The sequence below is a fragment of the Cytobacillus sp. EB106-05-05-XG126 genome (assembly GCF_058791715.1).
On sequence record NZ_JBYTDU010000023.1, the window covers coordinates 1 to 15,471 of the forward strand.

The window sequence follows — 15,471 nt, forward strand, 5'->3', positions numbered from 1 at the left end:
CCACCAGCTGATTGGCTTATGACCTCGAGCCCCTAGGAGCCGCAGCTAGATTGGGCAGTTTGACCCCCACTTATCCTTCTTTGATTTCTCTGAGTCTTGAAGTGGGGTTCTTACTGCCCGTTAGACTGCGATAAATGACGACGGGAGAAAATGTAAAAGGACCCCGCGCATTGGCAGAGTCCAATCTGAATGTTATAAAGAAGCGCGGTAGATTGAAACTACGTCGGCATGATTTAATTTCGCGAAATTGCCAAACTCTCCATTGACCGTCGCTTTGTCTGCCATCAATTCGATCTTGCTGTCATCGATGTCATAATCAGCAAGGCGGGAAGGCGCCCCAATGCTGTTCCAGAATTCACGAAGCTTTTCGATCCCTTCAAGTGCTGCCTGTTCATCCGTTTTTCCTGCCGTATCCACATTAAATACACGGACAGCCAGCTGCTTAAAGCGTTCAGGCTTCACGTTCAGATTATGCTTCATCCAGTTCGGGAACAGAATAGCAAGGCCGCCGCCATGAGGAATATCATAAATAGCCGATACGGCATGCTCAATATTATGCGTTGCCCAGTCACCACGATAGCCCATGTTTAGGATTCCATTTAACGCCATCGTGCCGGAATATAAAATGGTTGCACGATGCTCATAGCTTTCAAGGTTTTCAAGAAGCTTAGGAGCTGCTTCCATTATGGTAATCAGCAGGGATTCGCACATGCGATCCTGAAAATCAGTATTTTCTTCAAGATGGAAGTAATGCTCCAGCACATGGGACATCATATCGACAATACCATACACCGTTTGATTTCTTGGCACTGTGAAAGTATTAACAGGATCAAGAATTGAAAACTTAGGAAATGTCACAGGACTTCCCCATCCGTATTTTTCGTTTGTTTCCCAATTCGTAATAACAGATCCGGCATTCATTTCAGAGCCGGTAGCAGCTAGTGTAAGAACCGTTCCAAACGGCAGAGCTTCTGCAGCAAATGCTTTCTTAATAACCAGATCCCAGGCATCGCCATCATACTTAGCACCGGCAGCTATAGCCTTGGTGCAGTCGATTACACTCCCGCCGCCAACAGCCAGCAGGAAATCAACGCCTTCATTTTTACAGATTTCAACACCTTTTCGAACCGTAGAGATTCTTGGATTAGGCTCAACCCCTGCCAATTCAAAAACTTCAGCACCAATTTCAGTTAGCTCAGCCATCACTTTATCATATAAACCATTTCGCTTAATGCTTCCTCCGCCATATACCACAAGTACCTTCTTGCCGTATTGAGGAATTTCAGTTTGCAATTGGGACAGCTGATCTTTCCCAAAAATTAATTTTGTAGGATTATAAAAGGTAAAATTTTGCATATCACCATCTCCTTTTCCCCATCATTATCTTTCAAATTTTCAGCTATTGCAAAAAGTATGATTCGATATTCGGACTCCTTTACATTATGGCCCTTAACGAATATTAAGATGAATATTTTTTATTCTCGTGCAGCAACATAATAGTGAACCTATATTATAAGGAGGAAACATCATGAGTGGCATACAGCGTATTGCACTGGTACTAACAATAATTGGCGCTATAAACTGGGGTTTAATCGGATTTTTCCAATTTGATCTGGTGGCAGCTATTTTCGGCGGCCAGGATTCAGCCCTTTCAAGAATCATATATGGTCTGGTGGGCATCGCCGGCCTAATCAACCTTGGCCTTCTCTTCAAACCAAATGAAGAACTGGAAAGAGAACCTGAAACTAGGCCAACCCGTTAATATATGCAAAAAAATCCTTGCACATTGTGTGCAAGGATTTTTTTAGTGAATCAGTATTTATATACCGGATTAAACCCAGCCTCTGAAACGGGAGGCTTCAGACATTTTTCTTGCGCCGACCATGTAAGCAGCTAAACGCATATTTACCTTTCTCTGCTGTGAAGTCTGGTAAACATTATCGAAAGCCTGAACAAGCACTTTTTCAAGCTTTTCTGTAACTTCATCTTCAGTCCAATAGTACCCCTGGTTGTTCTGCACCCATTCGAAATAGGATACGGTTACACCGCCTGAGCTTGCTAAAACATCAGGAACAAGCAGGATTCCCCGGTCTGAAAGAATTTTTGTAGCTTCAAGAGTGGTTGGGCCATTTGCTGCTTCTACAATGATGGAAGCCTTAATATTATGAGCGTTTGCAGCGGTAATTTGATTGGACACAGCCGCAGGAACCAGGATATCGCAATCAAGTTCAAGCAATTCTTCGTTTGTCAAAGTGTTATCGAAAAGGGTCGTTACCGTTCCAAAGCTATCGCGCCTATCAAGAAGGTAATCAATATCCAGTCCATTCGGATCATATAGAGCACCATAGGCATCTGAAATGGCGACCACTTTAGCGCCTGCATCATGCATGAATTTTGCCAGGAAGCTTCCTGCATTTCCAAATCCCTGAACAGCCACACGTGCTCCTTCAATGGAAATGCCGCGCTTTTTCGCAGCTTCCTCGATGCAGATCACTACCCCTTGTGCAGTAGCCTTTTCCCTTCCTTGTGACCCGCCGAGAACAAGAGGCTTGCCTGTGATAAATCCGGGAGAATCATACTCACGGAGGCGGCTGTATTCATCCATCATCCAGGCCATGATCTGTGAATTCGTATAAACATCCGGAGCAGGTATATCTTTTGTAGGGCCAACGATCTGGCTGATTGCCCTAACATAACCTCGGCTTAAGCGTTCCAGCTCCCCCATTGACATGGAACGGGGATCACAAATGATGCCGCCTTTCCCTCCTCCATAAGGAAGATCCACAATTCCGCACTTTAAACTCATCCACATGGATAATGCTTTTACTTCATCTTCATTTACTTCAGGATGAAAACGGACACCGCCCTTTGTCGGTCCCACTGCATCATTATGCTGTGATCTGTAGCCGGTAAAAATTTTTATCGATCCGTCATCCATCCTTATCGGAATTCTTACTGTGAGCATTCTCAGCGGCTCTTTCAGCAGCTCATACATCTCATCCCCATAGCCGAGCTTGTTCAAAGCTTCCTTGATCACAACTTGGGTTGAAGTAAATAAATTTAAAGACTCTTCCATTTTTTGTTCAGATACTTTCCCAGCTACTCCTGCAGCTCCCATCATGGCACCTCTTGATTTTAATATTTAGGAAAATTACAGCAATACTCCATAACCGGAGGCCCTGCATCACAAATTCAGATACAGGGGCCAACTGTCCGTAAATTTGTATTAGCTTAATACTTTATTGATTCTTTCTATTGCCCAATCAAGCTCTTCTTCAGAAATGACTAAAGGCGGGGCAAAGCGAATAACCGTGTCATGCGTTTCTTTGCAAAGCAAACCTTGTTCTTTAAGCTCTTCGCAATATTTGCGTGCCGGCTCATTCAGCTCAACACCAATAAATAAGCCGCGGCCGCGCACTTCTTTAATGACAGGATTATTAATTTCTTTTAATTTGCCCATGAAATATTCACCCAGCTTAAGTGAGCGCTCTGCAAGCTTCTCTTCAACCAATACGTCCATGGAAGCAACTGAAACTGCACAAGCCATTGGATTTCCTCCAAATGTTGAACCATGGGATCCTGGATTAAATACCCCAAGAACATTTTTATTCGCAACCACACATGAAATCGGGAATACTCCTCCTCCAAGCGCTTTCCCTAAAATGTACATGTCAGGATCTACATCTTCCCATTCGCAGGCAAACATTTTACCGGAACGCGCAAGGCCTGCCTGAATTTCATCTGCAATGAATAATACATTGTTCTCCTTGCAAGTTTCAAATGCTTTTTTCAAGAAGCCTTCTGGAGGAATTACAATTCCAGCTTCACCTTGAATCGGCTCAATTAAGAAAGCTGCCGTATTCTCAGTGATTGCTTCTTTAAGAGCGTCAAGGTCTCCGTACGGAATCAGCTTTATGCCTGGAAGCATTGGTCCGAATCCGCGCTTATATTCTTCTTCAGAAGAAAGGGAAACCGCTGTCATTGTACGGCCATGGAAGTTTCCGACACAAGCAATGATCTCCGCCTGATTATCTGCAACCCCTTTTACGTCATAAGCCCAGCGGCGTGCAGCTTTAATTGCCGTTTCGACTGCTTCTGCCCCTGTGTTCATAGGGAGTGCCATTTCTTTATTTGTCAGTTCACAGATCATTTCATACCATGGTCCAAGCTGATCGTTATGGAAAGCACGTGAAGTTAATGTTACTCGATCTGCCTGTTCTTTCAGCGCCTGAATGATTTTTGGATGGCGGTGCCCCTGGTTTACAGCCGAATAAGCACTTAGCATATCCATATATTTATTTCCTTCAGGGTCTTCCACCCAAACACCTTCCGCTTTGGAAATAACGATTGGCAGCGGATGATAGTTGTGTGCACCGTATTTTTCAGTTTGTTCAATTAGTGATTTTGATTTTGTCGCTTCAGTCAATTAAAATTCCTCCTTTTTCAGAATAGTCCTTTTCATTGTAACGTTAAGCTATTCTTCTTTAAACTATTTAAGGTTTTAGCATGTACAGGATATTAAATATCCCATACATGCTTTACAAAATTAATACATTTCAGAAGTCGTCTTTGCCTGCATGTGAAGCAGGATATAGTCAGGTCCGCCCGCTTTGGAGTCTGTTCCTGACATGTTGAATCCGCCGAATGGCTGGTATCCAACAATCGCACCTGTACAGCCGCGGTTGAAGTATAGGTTTCCAACATGGAAATCTTCACGCGCTTTTTGGATGTGCTCACGGTTCTGTGTGATCACAGCTCCTGTTAAGCCGTACTCGGTGTTGTTGGCGATTTCAAGCGCATGATCGAAATCCTTTGCCTTTGTGAAGCCAACTACAGGTCCAAAGATTTCTTCCTGCATTAAGCGTGCATCCGGGGCAAGGTCTGCGAATACAGTCGGCTTGATGAAGAAGCCTTTTGAGCTGTCGCCCTCTCCGCCTGCCATCAGCTTGCCTTCTTCTTTGCCGATTTCAATGTAGCTCATGATCTTGTCAAATGCGCCCTGGTCAATCACTGGACCCATGTAATTGCTTTGGTCTTCAGGATTGCCCTGTGTTAATTCGTTAGTCAGTTCAACCACTCGGTTAAGCACCTGATCGTAGACATCTTCTACAACAACCGCACGTGAACATGCTGAACACTTCTGGCCGGAGAATCCAAATGCAGAAGCCACGATGGAAGTCGCCGCCAATTCAAGGTCTGCCTCTTTGTCGACAACGATCGTATCCTTGCCGCCCATTTCCGCGATAACGCGCTTCAGCCAGATTTGGCCATCGTTTAATTTAGATGCGCGCTCGTTGATGCGAAGACCAACGTCACGTGATCCTGTGAAGGAGATGAAGCGGGTATCTTTATGGTCAACCAGGTAGTCGCCCACTTCCGCACCGCTGCCAGGCACGAAGTTCAGAACGCCCTTCGGAAGGCCTGCTTCTTCCATCACTTCAACGAATTTCGCAGCCACAACTGGAGTTGTAGAAGCTGGCTTTAAAAGAACAGTATTTCCTGCCACGATTGCCGCAACAGTTGTACCGGCCATGATCGCAAGCGGGAAGTTCCAAGGAGAAATGATGATCCCCACTCCCAATGGAATGTAGTCATAACGGTTATATTCGTTCGGACGGCTATTGACTGGAACGCCGTCTTTGATTTCTAAGATTTGGCGTGCATAGTACTCAAGGAAGTCAATCGCTTCTGCAGTATCAGCATCTGCCTCGTTCCAAGGCTTCCCTGCTTCCTTCGTTAATAGGGCAGAAAACTCATGCTTGCGGCGGCGGATAATCGCAGCTGCTTTGAATAGCACATCTGCGCGTGTTTCCGGCTTTACTTTTCTCCAAGTCTTGAACGCTTCGACTGCGGCCTGCATCGCTTTTTCCGCATGATCGCGGTTTGCCTTTGATACACGTCCAACGACTTCTTCTTTATTAGAAGGATTGATTGATACAATTTTATCTTCAGTAGAAATGCGCTCTCCGCCAATTAAAAGATCATAATCCTGTCCTAAATAGCTTTCGACTGTTTTTAATCCCTGTAAGTACGCTTCACGGTTTTCTTCTGTTTTAAAATTTGTGAAAGGTTCATGTTTGTACGGCTGTACCATGATGCCATCCCCCTTTAATAAATTCGTTTTTCATCCACCATTTTATAATGCAAGAACTGTGCCAAATATAAAAAGCTGATAAATGACAATTCTTATAAGCTGGAAGCAAAATGATTTTGCGCTTTTTAAAATACCAATAGTTTCTGGTGCAAATTTTTATTGCATATACTCAATTAAATATATACTATTGAATAAACTGCCGAGTGAAGGAGATTACAATGAATCACAGGGAAATTGAACAGCTCCAACTAAAAAACAAGATCTTTCAGCGGATATTAGATGAAATTGATGTCGGTGTCCATGTAGTGAATGAGGAAGGAAGAACAACTTTCTACAATAAAAAAATGGCTCAAATAGAAGGCATGGATTATGAAGATGTATTGGATAAAAATCTTCTGGATGTGTTTTCTTTCAACCAAAACGAAGACAGCACCTTACTTCAGGCGCTCAAAAATGGCAGCAAAATTAAAAATGCCAAACAAACCTATTTTAACAATAAGGGGCAGGAAATCACCACGATTAATAATACTTTTCCAATTATGGAAGATGGCGAACAGATTGGCGCTATGGAAATCGCACGTGATGTGACCAAGCTTGAAAAGCTGATCAGAGAAAATATGAATAAACGCGGAGACACCCGCTATACTTTCGATAGTATAATTGGCTCAAGCGACGAGATCAATGAAGTGATTGAAGCGAGCAAAAGAGCAACCCGGACAAGTTCTTCTGTCCTGATTATCGGAGAGACCGGCACAGGAAAAGAGCTCTTTGCCCAAAGCATCCATAATGGCAGCAGCCGATCTTCAAAACCATTTATCTCTCAAAATTGCGCTGCTCTTCCAGACAGTCTGATAGAGGGTCTTCTATTTGGCACAAAAAAAGGTGCATTTACAGGCTCCATTGAAAGGCCTGGATTGTTTGAACAGGCAAATGGCGGGACTTTGCTGCTTGATGAAATCAATTCACTTAATCCATCCCTGCAGGCAAAGCTATTGAGAGTTTTACAGGAAAAAACGGTCCGCAGGGTCGGTGATACGAAGGACCGGACAGTAGATGTTAGAATTATAGCAACCATTAACGAAGACCCGATTGATGCTATCTCAGAAGACCGCCTGCGAAAAGATTTATATTACAGGCTGAGTGTTGTTTCCCTCTTCATTCCGCCTCTCCGAAAGAGAAGAAAGGATATCCGGGATCTTGCACAATTTTTCATAGAAAAATACAATCAGCTCTTTGGAATGAATGTAGCGGAAATCGATGAAGAAGTAATGAGCAAATTCGAGCAATACGATTGGCCGGGCAATGTACGGGAATTGGAGCATATTATCGAAGGAGCCATGAATCTGATTGATCAGGAAGAAACCATCAGCTATGTGCATTTGCCTCTTCATTTCCGGAATAAGCCGCAATTCAAGGAGGAGCCGATCGAAACCGGTCATTTGGAGGATTTGCTGATTCAGAAAAACAAGCCTATTAAATCTCTTGAACAATATATACAGGAAGCCGAAACCTACTATCTAAAGAAAGTCCTTAAACACCATGGCAATAATATAACCCAAGCCGCAAAATCCCTTTGCATGAGCCGGCAAAATCTGCAATATAGGCTGAGGAAGTACGGAGTCAGGAAAGAAAACAGCTGATTGAATTCGGTCTGGGAGTCTCTCGAAAATCGAATAAAAAACGAAAAGCTCCCCACGGGGAGCCTATTTGTATAGAATATCGTCCCGAAGCGCTGCAACACGAGTCAAAGCTTCATCGATATCCCTCTCACTCACTCCAAAATGCGCAAGTGCATCTTGCAGATGCCTGGCAATCGCAGCAAAGTGTTCCGGCTGCAGATTCATGCCCTCATGTGCTTTTGCCATGGAATTGCCTGAATATTGATTAGGCCCTCCCAGAGCATAACTGATGAACTTGGATTGATGGCGTTTCTGCTTTACCATATCGGTATGCTCGAAAAACTGATTGACGGTCGGATCCTTCAATACCAGTTCCTCGTAAAAATAATCGACAACCTTTTCAATAGATTCTCCGCCGCCTACTTTTTCGTAAAGTGTCTGCTCTGCCATATTTATCTCTCCTTTCAACAAACTATATTCTTTGCTAACTGACAGCTCCTATTCAAAATTTTACAGTCTGAATCAATTTACCTTTACCCTATTATCTTCTCAAAAAACAAAAAAGACTCCGAGGGTACGGAGCCTGAGATTTAAGAAGCTAATTGATCTTTCTCTTCCATTTCTTTTCGTTCCTGATCACTCATGAATGTTATTTTGTAGCCAAGCATCGCAAAGACAATAGCCAGAATCGGCACAGTGAAATTTAAAATCGCGTATGGTGCATATTCAAATGGATGAACCGCCAGAGTTGACATGATAAACACCGCACAGGTATTCCAAGGAACAAAAACGGACGTGACGGTACCTCCATCTTCAAGGGCCCGCGAAAGATTTTTAGATTGCAGATTTTTATCCTTAAATGCCTGTGTGTACATTCTGCCCGGCAGCAGAATGGAAATGTACTGCTCTGCAGCGGCTACATTGGTAAAGAAAGCAGATAGCACGGTAGTGGCTACTAAGCTTCTTGCTGAACGGGCCAATTTCAGGATCTGTTCAACAATGGCTTTTAGCATCCCGGTCTGCTCCATAACTCCTCCAAATGCCATCGCCACTATCGTAAGGGACACAGTATACATCATATCGTCAATGCCGCCTCTATTAAATAGCTCGTCCACCATCGTGTTTCCTGATTCAATCGAAAACCCGCCCTGGAGTGTATTCACAGCATCCCCTGCAGCGCCCCCCTGTACAAAAATATGGCAAAGCCAGCCAAGGAAAACACCAATAGCAAGCGCGGGCAATGCAGGAACTTTTTTTGCCACTAATCCTATAACAATTAAAGGAACCAATAATAGCCAAGGGGAGATGACAAAGTTCTCCGCTAAAACATTCATGACACCAGAAATTTTATCATTATTCAAATCATCCCCGCCAAATTGCCTTCCTAAAAACCAGTAAGCGATAATGGCAATGGCCAGCGCTGGAAGGGTTGTGTAAAACATATGTTTTATATGTTCAAAAAGATCTGTACCAGTAATTCCTGCAGCCAAATTAGTCGTATCTGACAGGGGTGACATTTTATCTCCGAAATAGGCGCCTGAGATGATAGCTCCCGCCACCATTGGAGCCGGAATGCCCATGCTGATCCCAATTCCCATTCCGGCGACGCCAATCGTTCCCATTGTAGACCATGAACTTCCGATTGCCAGAGTGACAATGGCACAGATAATACAAATTGAGACTAAAAACATGGATGGAGTCATTAGCTTTAATCCGTAAAAGACCATGGTCGCTACAATTCCTCCGCCAATCCAGGAGCCAATTGTCAAACCGACCATTATAATAATCAGAATTGCCGGGAGCGCTAACTTAATGCCTTTATAGAAGCCCTCCTCAATATCGTTCCATTTATAGCCAAAACGCCATGCGATGAAAGCGGATACAATTGTTCCGGCAATTAAAGGCACGTGTGGGCTCCCTTCAAACTTAACAATCGTAATAATCATTGCAGCAATCATTACCAGCAGCGGCAGCACTGCAAACCAGAAGGGAATTTTCTTTCCTGTTGTTTCTTTCATAATGTTCCTCCTTTTAAAGTTACATGTCTGTTGGTTTAACTATTGCAAGATTAATGCCAAGATATAAAATTCAAACATTTTTCAGACTATTTACCCTAAAAAAATTTAATTTACATCGGTTTTATGTAAGTAAGCATGCAAAATATATTGTCGAGCGCCCGCTCATTTTGCATACAAAAGCAAATATTTTTTGCATCAAATAAAAATAAAAAACCGGGCAGCAAAACCCGGTTTTCATTTTTATTACTTCTTAATAAGATCCTCGCGCTGGGACTGGTCAATCCACTCTTGGAGCTTATCCTTAAGTGTATTGAATCCCTGTGCAGATTCGTCTTCCATTTTGATTGGAGCTGCCTGGCGCTTGCGAGGCTTTCTTGCTTTCGCTTCTGCTTGTGGCGCTTCTTCTGTTGCACGGATTGATAAACCGATTTTTCCTGCTGCTTCGTCAACAGAAAGAACCTTCACTTTTACTTCATCGCCCACTTTAAGATGCTCATTAATATCTTTTACGAAACCATGAGTCACTTCGGAAATGTGGACTAATCCCTGTGTATTCTCATCTAATGCTACGAACGCACCATATGGCTGAATACCCGTTACCTTTCCTGTAATAACACTGCCTACTTCGATTTTCTCAGACATGAAAACACTCCTATTTAAATTCAAATTTTATCTCTTTATACGCAATAAGAAATTATATCACAACTTGATCAAAATATCAAAAGGAATTCAAATGGAAACCCCAGACATTTTAATCCCATTGGGAATCACAGACTTTCATTCATTATAATAAAACAATCCGCAAACAATATGTAGACATTCTATTTGTTTGTTAACTAAATGTTCATGAAGTACAAAAAGGATCATACGTTTAACATGATAAAATAAAGATAGAAGTAATTGTTAGTGGGAGTGATGGATATGTCAAATATAGGCCATAACATTAAAGCTTGCCGCGAACGCGCAAATATGACCCAACAGCAGCTCGCATTAAAGGTGAGAGTGGGGACGGGTACGATTGCAAAATACGAAAATGGAAATCAGATTCCTGATACACAGACTGTTTTAAAAATCTCAACAGCCCTGGATATTCCAGCTTCCGAACTGCTTGAACAGGAAATGCAGAAGGGCCAGTCAGGAATCGATTATGAAATCGAACAGCTTGTGCGTGAAATTGGCACAAAAAAAGCAAAGCTTATCTTAAGGAAAGCTAAGGAATTCAGTGAGGAAGATTTCCTCCGTGTCATGCAAATGCTATATGAAATTAAATATGATCAAAAAGTTTTATAAAAGAGAGTATATAAAAAGGGAATACTGGTTAGCCTTGAAGTATAAGGCTTTCTAGTATTCCCCCCCTTTTTGAAGTTGACAATCTGTTGTGGATTGTCCTTTTTTTATGCTTTCTGATTCTGCTTTATAAAATGGCTAATTCTCTTGATCGCTTCCTGCAGAAGTTCCATGGAGGTGGCATAAGAGCAGCGCACATGGCCTTCACCGCTTTCGCCAAAAATATTGCCTGGCACGACCGCTACCTTTTCCTCCAGCAGCAGTTTTTCTGCAAATTCTTCAGAAGAAAGTCCCGTACTTTCAATAGATGGGAAAGCATAAAAGGCTCCACCCGGCATATGGCAGGTTAATCCCAGTTCATTTAGAGACTGAACAAAATAATTCCGCCTGCGCCTATAGCTCTTTTTCATAACCTCAACATCTGATCTGCCAGTCTTCAAGGCTTCAAGTGCAGCAAACTGTGCCATCGTAGGTGCGCACATCATCGCATATTGGTGGATTTTCAGCATTGCCTGCGAGATCTCCTCAGGAGCGCAGACAAACCCCAATCTCCAGCCTGTCATGGCAAACCCCTTTGAAAATCCCGAAATTAAGATTGTTCTTTTCTTCATCTCTCTGATGGCGGCAAAACTCGTATACTCATCATCATAAGCAAGCTCTGCATATATTTCATCAGAAAGAACCAGCAAGTCGTACTTTTCAGCTATTTGTGCAATTGCGTTCAGTTCATCTCCGGATAACATTGTTCCAGTCGGATTATTGGGCGAACAAAGCATAATGGCTTTAGTCCTGCCGGTTATTGCGTTTTCCAGCTGCTCAGGCAGAATCTTAAACCCATTCTCCTTTAAAGTCTGGACCTGAACAGGCACACCTCCCGCAAGAGTTACTAAGGGAACATAGGAAACAAAGCTTGGTTCAACCACAATTACTTCATCACCCCGATCGAGGATTGCCCTTAGAGATATATCCAATGCCTGGCTCGCTCCCACCGTAACGATAATTTCATTTTGGGGTGAATAAGAAACTCCGAAGCTTTTCTGCATATAATCTGCAATTTCCTCCCGCAGCTCCATTAACCCGGCATTAGCCGTATAAGAGGTATATCCCTGCTCAAGTGAAAGGATGGCTGCTTCACGCACTGACCAGGGTGTGATAAAATCAGGTTCACCCACCCCAAGGGAAATGACTCCTTCCATTCCTGCAGCAAGGTCAAAAAAGCGGCGAATCCCGGAAGGCTTCAGCTCTTCTACCGTTTTGGATAAATAAGACTTTGTTCCCTTCATTACGGTGACACCACAATTCGTTTGTCATCTTCATTTTGTTCAAAAATAGTGCCGTCATGCTTATATTTTTTTAGAATAAAGTGTGTTGTTGTCGACAAGACGGAATCAAGAGTCGACAGCTTTTCTGATACAAATCGGGCTACTTCATTCATGGAACGGCCCTCAATGATGACAGAAAGATCATAGGCGCCGGACATTAGATAGACAGACCTCACCTCTTTGAAACGGTAAATTCTCTGTGCAACTTCATCGAATCCTACCCCGCGCTTTGGAGCGACCTTCACATCAATCATAGCGGTAACTCCCTCATGGCCATCCACCTTTGACCAGTCAATAACAGAATTAAAACGCACAAGCACTTTCATTTCCTCGAGCTTATCTAAAATGGTTTCAGTTTCCGCCACATTTAATTGAGCCATTTTCGCAATGTCTTCAACAGGGATTCGCGCACTGTTATTTTCTAAAATTTCAAGAACTTCGATTTGCTTTTCAGTTAGTTTCACTACTTGTCGCTCCCATCCTTTAGTGATTTACTCTATAAAATAGTTTTATTATAGCAAAAACTTCGAAAAATAAATGTGTCACTTTCATTATTTATTAATTTCTTTAAAATCATATGTGTCAAGATTAAGATTAAGGGGAAAATACTGTGAAACTGAGTCTAGGAGGGGGAAGGCCCATGGAACAAGCGACATTTTCAGGAACAGAGCCAATTAATGGAACAGATGTTTATTATGAATACTATAAGCATGAGTCCTCCAGGAATACCCTGGTTCTGCTGCACGGTTTTCTTTCGTCCACCTTTAGCTTTCGCAGGCTGATCCCTCTGCTGCAAACGGAATTCAATGTAGTTTCGATGGATTTACCGCCCTTCGGCAAAAGCGGGAAATCCCAGCAGTTCGTCTACTCCTATAAAAACCTGGCTGATACGGTTATCCGCTTATCAGAAAAACTGGGCTTTGAAAAGGTCACATTAATAGGTCATTCCATGGGGGGACAGATTGTTTTAAATGTTGCACATTCCAAGCCTGATCTGGTTGACCAGGCCGTACTACTGTGCAGTTCCGGATATATGAAACGAATGAAGCCTCATATTATCTTTTCAAGCTACATACCATTCTTTCATTTGTATGTGAAATTATATCTTCAGCGTTCAGGGGTAAAACAGAATTTAAAAAATGTTGTCTACGATCATTCCATGATTGATGATGAAATGCTCTATGGCTATTTGTCGCCCTTTTTAGAAGACGATATTTTCCGGGCCTTAACCAGGATGATTCGCGACAGGGAAGGCGATATGCCTGCTGCTGCATTAAGGAAAATAGAAACACCATGCCTTTTAATATGGGGAGAACACGACAGGGTCGTTCCGCTTCATATCGGAAAACGGCTGAATAAAGATTTAAAGAATTCCAAACTGGTGGTGTTAAAAGATACCGGTCATCTCGTGCCGGAAGAGCGGCCGGAAGATGTTCTAAAGCACATTCGGAGTTTTGTAAATTCCGTTCAAGTGTGCAGATGAAAAAGGCAGCCTCCGGGTCGGAGAGCTGCCTTTTTCACTTTACATAGCGCAGGAGCCATTATTCTTGATTTCAAGAAGACGCCCGGAGATTTCTATGCAATTTTCCAATGGAATGATTTCCTCAAAGGAAAATTCATATATGGATTGAATCTTCCTGGCTAATTTCACCTGATCATTCAAATCATGGATTACCTGAACTGAATCCGCAATTTCAGTGTCATAGTTGCCCGGCCCAACTCTAAATGGATCCCACTGATCCAGTGTATAAACAAGCAAAAGATTCGTTTGCTGAATTTCCATTTATATCACCTGATTATTATTCGGCTGAATGAAGCCGCAATATTTTAATTTTTAGCATCAATATCATATCATAGAGTCAGGATACATAAAAGAATTCTAAAGGCGGTGACAGAGTTGGATCGTTTTCATTTCCATCAAAAAATCAGCAGGGAAAATACAGCTTCTGTTAAGTGGGATCGGACCAGGGAGGTTTTCGGCAGATCCGATGTATTGCCGATGTGGGTAGCGGACATGGATTTTCAGCCACCCGAGGAAGTAAAAAAAGCCATCGAGGACAGAATAGCTCATGGAGTCTACGGATACACATTTGCTCCTGATTCAACCGCAGACTCTATCGGACAGTGGCTTTACAGGCGGCATGGCTGGAAAATTAATAATGAGTGGATTTTATACAGCACGGGAGTGGTTCCCTCCATCGCAACTGCGATCCAGGCTTTTACGGAAAAAGAGGAGAAGGTAATGCTCCAGTCTCCCGTATATACTCCTTTCTTTGAGATGATTAAACAGAATGGCCGCAAAGTCGTTAATTCTCAGCTGAAGCTCGAGAACGGCCGGTACGAAATTGATTTTGCCGATTTTGAAGACAAATTGAAAGAAGGAGTGAAACTATTCCTCCTATGTAATCCGCACAATCCTGGAGGCCGCATGTGGACAGAAGAGGAACTTAGGAAAATAGGGGAGCTATGTGTAAAATATAATTGCCTTATTCTTTCCGATGAGATCCATTCTGATTTAATTTATAAAGGCCATAAGCATTATCCCATTGCTTCAATGGATCCACAATTTGCAGACATTACGGTCACCTGCATAGCTCCGACAAAAACCTGGAACCTTGCAGGGATCCAGGCTTCAGCTGCCATTATTAGCAATGAGAAGCTGCGAAAGGCATTCCAGGCAGAACAGCACAAGCAAGGATTCTTTACGCTGTCGGCCTTCGGCATCATTGGCATGGAGGCAGCTTACCGCCATGGCGAAGAATGGCTCGATGGTCTTATGGATTATCTCGCTGAAAATAAACGGACAGCAGCTGAATTTATTGGTGAGCACCTTCCCGGTATTCGCCTGATGGAGCCGGACGGCACCTATCTCCTATGGCTGGATTGCCGCGAATTGGGATTAAGTGATGCCGAACTGCGCCAAAGGCTTTTGGAAAAAGGAAAACTCGCATTGGAGCCTGGCCCGAAATACGGCCAGGGCGGTGAAGGCTTCGTCCGGATGAACATTGCCTGCCCGCATGAAGTATTGGCGGAGGGACTGGAGAGGCTGAAACGAGCTTTTGGGTAATATTGTTTGTGGTGGCACGGCTGAGGCCGTGCTTTTTTGATGTGCTGGGATATCGCGGTAGTCT

At 43.1% G+C, this 15,471-nt stretch carries 15 protein-coding genes; 5 read left to right on the forward strand and 10 right to left on the reverse strand.

The genetic code is table 11. The annotated features are described in order from the left end of the window. Window positions 1-192 precede the first annotated feature (192 nt). On the reverse strand, window positions 193-1,356 hold the full coding sequence (locus AC3WTL_RS23925) for an iron-containing alcohol dehydrogenase (protein WP_252219641.1): 1,164 nt from the start codon (window positions 1,354-1,356) through the stop codon (window positions 193-195). A gap of 172 nt (window positions 1,357-1,528) precedes the next feature. Between AC3WTL_RS23925 and AC3WTL_RS23930 the strand changes: the two genes are divergently transcribed. After that, the gene (locus AC3WTL_RS23930; RefSeq protein ID WP_048012022.1) at window positions 1,529-1,762 is read left to right on the forward strand and encodes a DUF378 domain-containing protein; all 234 of its coding nucleotides are present in this window, start codon (window positions 1,529-1,531) and stop codon (window positions 1,760-1,762) included. Window positions 1,763-1,831: 69 nt separating this feature from the next. On the opposite strand, the gene AC3WTL_RS23935 is transcribed toward AC3WTL_RS23930, so the two are convergent. The 3 genes from AC3WTL_RS23935 to pruA all read right to left on the reverse strand — a co-directional run bounded on the left by AC3WTL_RS23935 (window position 1,832) and on the right by pruA (window position 6,094). Next, on the reverse strand, window positions 1,832-3,076 hold the full coding sequence (locus AC3WTL_RS23935) for a Glu/Leu/Phe/Val family dehydrogenase (RefSeq protein WP_048012025.1): 1,245 nt from the start codon (window positions 3,074-3,076) through the stop codon (window positions 1,832-1,834). Between the two features lie 150 nt (window positions 3,077-3,226). Further along, window positions 3,227-4,426, reverse strand: coding sequence for an ornithine--oxo-acid transaminase (locus tag AC3WTL_RS23940; RefSeq protein ID WP_222499177.1), 1,200 nt, complete (start codon window positions 4,424-4,426; stop codon window positions 3,227-3,229). Window positions 4,427-4,546: 120 nt separating this feature from the next. Next, a complete protein-coding gene (gene pruA, locus AC3WTL_RS23945; RefSeq protein ID WP_222499175.1) occupies window positions 4,547-6,094 on the reverse strand; it encodes an L-glutamate gamma-semialdehyde dehydrogenase in 1,548 nt (515 codons plus the stop codon). Window positions 6,095-6,312: 218 nt separating this feature from the next. Here pruA and AC3WTL_RS23950 point away from each other — a divergent pair, with 218 nt between their 5' ends. Beyond that, window positions 6,313-7,734 carry a sigma-54 interaction domain-containing protein gene (locus tag AC3WTL_RS23950; protein ID WP_222499173.1) on the forward strand — a complete coding sequence of 474 codons (1,422 nt, stop codon included), beginning with the start codon at window positions 6,313-6,315 and terminating at the stop codon, window positions 7,732-7,734. Window positions 7,735-7,797: 63 nt separating this feature from the next. On the opposite strand, the gene AC3WTL_RS23955 is transcribed toward AC3WTL_RS23950, so the two are convergent. The 3 genes from AC3WTL_RS23955 to yugI all read right to left on the reverse strand — a co-directional run bounded on the left by AC3WTL_RS23955 (window position 7,798) and on the right by yugI (window position 10,373). After that, the gene (locus AC3WTL_RS23955) at window positions 7,798-8,163 is read right to left on the reverse strand and encodes a group I truncated hemoglobin (RefSeq protein ID WP_222499171.1); all 366 of its coding nucleotides are present in this window, start codon (window positions 8,161-8,163) and stop codon (window positions 7,798-7,800) included. 140 nt (window positions 8,164-8,303) lie between these two features. Further along, entirely contained in the window at window positions 8,304-9,731 is a 1,428-nt protein-coding gene (nhaC, locus tag AC3WTL_RS23960; RefSeq protein WP_197249326.1) for a Na+/H+ antiporter NhaC, read from the reverse strand. Between the two features lie 243 nt (window positions 9,732-9,974). Beyond that, complete coding sequence (gene yugI, locus AC3WTL_RS23965) at window positions 9,975-10,373, reverse strand: S1 domain-containing post-transcriptional regulator GSP13 (protein WP_035332058.1); 399 nt, start codon at window positions 10,371-10,373, stop codon at window positions 9,975-9,977. 279 nt (window positions 10,374-10,652) lie between these two features. Between yugI and AC3WTL_RS23970 the strand changes: the two genes are divergently transcribed. Further along, window positions 10,653-11,021, forward strand: coding sequence for a helix-turn-helix domain-containing protein (locus AC3WTL_RS23970; protein WP_222499169.1), 369 nt, complete (start codon window positions 10,653-10,655; stop codon window positions 11,019-11,021). A 104-nt stretch (window positions 11,022-11,125) separates the two neighbouring features. Here the strand turns inward: AC3WTL_RS23970 and AC3WTL_RS23975 are convergent, their stop codons facing one another. Further along, window positions 11,126-12,301, reverse strand: coding sequence for an aminotransferase (locus tag AC3WTL_RS23975; RefSeq protein WP_222499167.1), 1,176 nt, complete (start codon window positions 12,299-12,301; stop codon window positions 11,126-11,128). After that, entirely contained in the window at window positions 12,301-12,804 is a 504-nt protein-coding gene (locus AC3WTL_RS23980) for an Lrp/AsnC family transcriptional regulator (RefSeq protein WP_048011708.1), read from the reverse strand. Before AC3WTL_RS23980 ends, AC3WTL_RS23975 begins: the two co-directional genes overlap by 1 nt. Before the next feature lie 176 nt (window positions 12,805-12,980). Between AC3WTL_RS23980 and AC3WTL_RS23985 the strand changes: the two genes are divergently transcribed. Continuing rightward, window positions 12,981-13,823, forward strand: a complete 843-nt coding sequence (locus AC3WTL_RS23985; protein WP_248349468.1) for an alpha/beta fold hydrolase — start codon at window positions 12,981-12,983, stop codon at window positions 13,821-13,823. 39 nt (window positions 13,824-13,862) lie between these two features. Here the strand turns inward: AC3WTL_RS23985 and AC3WTL_RS23990 are convergent, their stop codons facing one another. Beyond that, window positions 13,863-14,123, reverse strand: coding sequence for a DUF1871 family protein (locus AC3WTL_RS23990; protein ID WP_252219643.1), 261 nt, complete (start codon window positions 14,121-14,123; stop codon window positions 13,863-13,865). A 114-nt stretch (window positions 14,124-14,237) separates the two neighbouring features. On the opposite strand from AC3WTL_RS23990, the gene AC3WTL_RS23995 reads away from it, so the two are divergent. Continuing rightward, window positions 14,238-15,407 carry a MalY/PatB family protein gene (locus AC3WTL_RS23995; protein ID WP_248349469.1) on the forward strand — a complete coding sequence of 390 codons (1,170 nt, stop codon included), beginning with the start codon at window positions 14,238-14,240 and terminating at the stop codon, window positions 15,405-15,407. The last annotated feature ends 64 nt before the right edge of the window (window positions 15,408-15,471 follow it).

Coding starts and splice junctions, on each gene's coding strand:
- AC3WTL_RS23925 (WP_252219641.1), bottom strand. CDS start 1,356: ATGCAAAATTTTACCTTTTATAATCCTACAAAATTAATTTTTGGGAAA.
- AC3WTL_RS23930 (WP_048012022.1), top strand. CDS start 1,529: ATGAGTGGCATACAGCGTATTGCACTGGTACTAACAATAATTGGCGCT.
- AC3WTL_RS23935 (WP_048012025.1), bottom strand. CDS start 3,076: ATGGAAGAGTCTTTAAATTTATTTACTTCAACCCAAGTTGTGATCAAG.
- pruA (WP_222499175.1), bottom strand. CDS start 6,094: ATGGTACAGCCGTACAAACATGAACCTTTCACAAATTTTAAAACAGAA.
- AC3WTL_RS23950 (WP_222499173.1), top strand. CDS start 6,313: ATGAATCACAGGGAAATTGAACAGCTCCAACTAAAAAACAAGATCTTT.
- AC3WTL_RS23955 (WP_222499171.1), bottom strand. CDS start 8,163: ATGGCAGAGCAGACACTTTACGAAAAAGTAGGCGGCGGAGAATCTATT.
- nhaC (WP_197249326.1), bottom strand. CDS start 9,731: ATGAAAGAAACAACAGGAAAGAAAATTCCCTTCTGGTTTGCAGTGCTG.
- yugI (WP_035332058.1), bottom strand. CDS start 10,373: ATGTCTGAGAAAATCGAAGTAGGCAGTGTTATTACAGGAAAGGTAACG.
- AC3WTL_RS23970 (WP_222499169.1), top strand. CDS start 10,653: ATGTCAAATATAGGCCATAACATTAAAGCTTGCCGCGAACGCGCAAAT.
- AC3WTL_RS23975 (WP_222499167.1), bottom strand. CDS start 12,301: ATGAAGGGAACAAAGTCTTATTTATCCAAAACGGTAGAAGAGCTGAAG.
- AC3WTL_RS23985 (WP_248349468.1), top strand. CDS start 12,981: ATGGAACAAGCGACATTTTCAGGAACAGAGCCAATTAATGGAACAGAT.
- AC3WTL_RS23990 (WP_252219643.1), bottom strand. CDS start 14,123: ATGGAAATTCAGCAAACGAATCTTTTGCTTGTTTATACACTGGATCAG.